Annotated in this window: 3 protein-coding genes; all 3 read right to left on the bottom strand. The window is 46.9% G+C overall.

What is annotated here, in order from left to right:
- Nucleotides 1–24 precede the first annotated feature (24 nt).
- The 3 genes from AAH187_RS18900 to AAH187_RS18910 are packed head-to-tail and all read right to left on the bottom strand — an operon-like array spanning nt 25 to nt 2819.
- The gene (locus AAH187_RS18900; RefSeq protein WP_342350044.1) at nt 25–789 is read right to left on the bottom strand and encodes a response regulator; all 765 of its coding nucleotides are present in this window, start codon (nt 787–789) and stop codon (nt 25–27) included.
- Between the two features lie 4 nt (nt 790–793).
- Nucleotides 794–1267 carry a response regulator gene (locus AAH187_RS18905; RefSeq protein ID WP_342350045.1) on the bottom strand — a complete coding sequence of 158 codons (474 nt, stop codon included), beginning with the start codon at nt 1265–1267 and terminating at the stop codon, nt 794–796.
- On the bottom strand, nt 1218–2819 hold the full coding sequence (locus AAH187_RS18910) for an ATP-binding protein (RefSeq protein ID WP_342350046.1): 1602 nt from the start codon (nt 2817–2819) through the stop codon (nt 1218–1220). Before AAH187_RS18910 ends, AAH187_RS18905 begins: the two co-directional genes overlap by 50 nt.
- Nucleotides 2820–3730 lie beyond the last annotated feature (911 nt).

A 3730-nucleotide genomic window follows, 5' to 3' on the forward strand; every position in this document is an offset into this window, starting at 1 on the left:
ATCTTCTGGCAGTCGGGTGATCCGCTATCGGTGTCCCCCTTGATTGTGATTGATGAGTCCGCGTTCATGGATCCAGCGAGACGACCCGTCCGTTTTAATGATTCGATAAATCTCGTTATATCCTCCGGTGCTATTCAACTTCAGATAGGCATTCCTGATCCGATTCTGGTCTTTGGGATGAAGGGCTTCGAGCCAATCCAAGGGGTTACGAGCGAGCTGAAGAGCCGTGCGATCCCAAATCCTCTCATAGGTCGGGCTGACATATAATAATGTTCTTGGTTCCTGAAAGTCGGTCAGCCAAAAAATTCCCTGATAGTGCTCCATGAATTGGTGAAACCGTTCATGGGCTTCTTTGAGTGACAATTCCAGTAATTCATTTCTGAGTTTCAAGCGATGATGCTGGATGACTTCTGCTACCAGCGCCGGCAATAAATCCAAGTATCCGCTTTGGGACGCTTTGACCAAATAGTCATTCACTCCAGCTTTAAAGGCTTCAATGGCAATCTGTTCGGACCCATTGCCTGTTAGGAGAATAAACGGAGATAAGCATTTCATCTGACGCAAGGTGTGAAACAGCGTGAGGCCATCCATGCCCGGGAGTTTGAAATCCGCGATGATGACGTCAAATTCGGAAGGGGATTGTTCCACATGACGAATGGCTTCCTCCGCACTTTCACATTCAAGAAGGGTGTGAACGTCCTTCTTAAGCGAACGACGGATTGCGATTCGCTCATGGGAGTTGTCCTCGATGAGGAGAGCTGATAATCCGAGTTCCTGGACCAGGGACATGTGGTTAACCGTTCGTTTGGGCTGATAATGGCTTCGCGTAGGGTTCTACGCAACTCCAGAACGTCCGGAGGGATTTTAAGAGATTGGCAAAGTTGGCGTACCCGACCGGTTTTTTGAGGAACGCCGTACATCCATATTCATATCCTTTATTCCGGTCCCTCTCGAGGGTGGAATTCGTGAGAATGATGACAGGTAAAAACCGGAACTGCTCCTTTGCCCGAATGGTTTGGAGAACCTGATGTCCATCCAGTTTCGGAAGTTTGAGGTCCAAAAGAATGAGATCAGGGTCAGGAAAAATGTTCGATTCCAAATATTTGCCTTGGTGAAACAGGTATTCCAGGCATTCTTCGCCGTCCGACACGATGTGCAGATGATTTCCAAAGCCAAATTGTTCCCAGGCACGTTTGGTGGCCAGGACATCATGGGCATTATCTTCCGCCATTAAAATCGTTAAGTTCCGCGTTTCTTGCATCATCATGATTTTCTCCCATCGGTACCGTGAATGAAAATATGCTGCCTTTGCCCAATTCGGACCTCACGCGAATTTCTCCCCCCAGCCGGCTCACCGCTTTTTTGACAATGGCCAAACCGATTCCGGTTCCCTCATATTCTCGGGACGTATGCAATCGTTCAAAGACCTGGAAAATTTTATCCTGATAGGATTCAGAGATCCCGATGCCATTGTCCTCAATCGTAAAGGTGATAAACCCCTGGCATTCCTGTCTCCAATTCATGTTCAGAACTTTTGGGGAGGAGTGGTTGAATTTGACTCCATTGGCCAGGAGGTTCTGGAAAATCTGTTTCAGAAGATGTTCATGGCCAAGGACTGTTGGCCATTCAGTCGGTGTGTGAATTTCCACGGCTTTATCGAAATTTAGAAGGAGCAGGACTTTGGGAATGATGTTCCCGGTGTGGCAGACCTGAGGAATAGAATCCTTGACATTTAACCGCGAGAGTTCAAGGAGATCAGAGACCAGGTCTTCCGCCTCGCATACGGCGGTCGTAATGCCGGTCAAGTACACGGTTTGATCCAATGAAGCTTTTGTGGACAAGTCTTCTGACAGGAAATCAACATAATTCTGAATCGCTCTCAAGGGTGTTCGCAAATCGTGTGAAACGGCATAGTTATAGGCTTCCAGTTCCTGGTTCTGGTTGGCCAGTTGTTGATTTAAGCGTTTGAGCTCAGCTTCGTCTTGTTTTCTGGCTGAAATGTCTACAACTGAACTGAGCACCATGAAGCCGTCTGGCGTGTGGATGGGATTCAGACCGATTTCTACCGGAAACTCACTTCCGTTTTTTCGTCTGGCAAACAGATCCCGCCCGGCCCCCATGGCTCGGGTACTTGGGTTATCGAGAAATGCAACTCGATGTCGGGCATGGTCCTGCTGAAATCTTTTGGGAACGAGTGCGTCGATGGATTGCCCCATTAATTCATCTTGTGAATACCCAAACAGGGTTTCAATTAATTTGTTGGCAAAGACCACTTTGCCGAGATGGTCAACAATCAACATGCCACTCGGAAATGCGTCAACAAGTATGCGAAGCCGACGCTCCTTATCTTCCACCTCATTTTTGGTCAATTCCAAATCTTTGAGGAGAACCGTCATTGTGTGGTTTTGTTCCTTCAATTCTTTGGTCTGGAGGCCATATTTAATCTCAAGATCCTCTTTGACCGTTTGGAGTGCGAGTCGTGAAGAAATTTTTTTTAAAGTTATAAAACCCGTCACCACCACGCAGAGAATTGATAGCGAACGGTTAATGATGGCCGTTTCAGATCCAACCCTGGAAATAGAAGTCCAATATCCTAGAACAATTAAGAGAATCGCTCCGATTATTGCCAGTTTGGTAGTCATGGCATTGTGGACCGGGAGAGTGGCCACCACTATCAATATATACAGGCTGCCCATTCCAATACCCAGTGGGGTCAGGCAGTCCGCCACGAAAATCCCCAAAGACAGCACCACAATAATACCCTTCTGAAAATCCGCCTGAAGCTGTTCGGCTGTTACGGTGGGAACCCTCATGGTCATAGAATTGAATGCCCTGTTATCTATTCGATTGTTCTAACAATCCATTCAATGAAGGAGTCATAACAGGTAGCCAGTGAGGATGCGGTGCAGGGGGGAAAGCTCTTTCAGTCGCTCGTGCTATTAGGATTGCTGGAGCTGGGTGTGATGGCAAACTGAGCCCCCCAAACATACCATCTGGAAGAAGTGTATGGCGCAGAAATTGAACGAGACAGTTCATGCTCCGGCGCACCGCATGGCCATAATGTGGAGTCCTGACGCAGGACTTATCCTGGTCAAAAGATGAACACAAAATCCTTCGCCCTTTTGTTAATGTTGACTCAAGGAAATGACGAATTCGCACCTGAGAAAAATGATTGTTGTATCAAGCCGATTTTTGAAGAAAATGTTGAATTTGCCGGTACATTGGCGAATCCTCGATCATGATGCACCTTTCCCTGTGTGATTGGATCGGGATTGTGACATCTCTCGACATGATAAAAATAAGGCGGGATGAATGGAAACTGAGGATAATAATGAAATAATGCGCGATAATAACGGTTTTTTTTATGATTCGCAAGGAAAATGCTTTCAAGACAAGAAGGTAAATTTGTTAAAAGATTCCCTATGGGAATTCCTTAAATTCGATCACGAATTGTGAGAAACCATCGGGGTTTGATTCTTCTGAAATCGGTACGGACGTGATTCAGGAAAGTGAAATGAGGATCCATGCCCGCAGGTCCGTTGGGACTTTGCCAATAGATCACCCAATGCCAGAACGCCTGATTTTCTTTGCAGTGCCATTGCGTGGCGAGGAGGGCATGGGAAGGTAGGGCCTTCCAGGAAACAAACTGGTGTTCTCCCTAACGGTGATTCTCTTTCCCAGTGCTATTGTTTTGATTTGCTGGTAGGAGACCTTGGCCAAAGTGGGCACA

The organism is uncultured Nitrospira sp., assembly GCA_902500695.1.
Lineage (GTDB): Bacteria > Nitrospirota > Nitrospiria > Nitrospirales > UBA8639 > Nitrospira_E.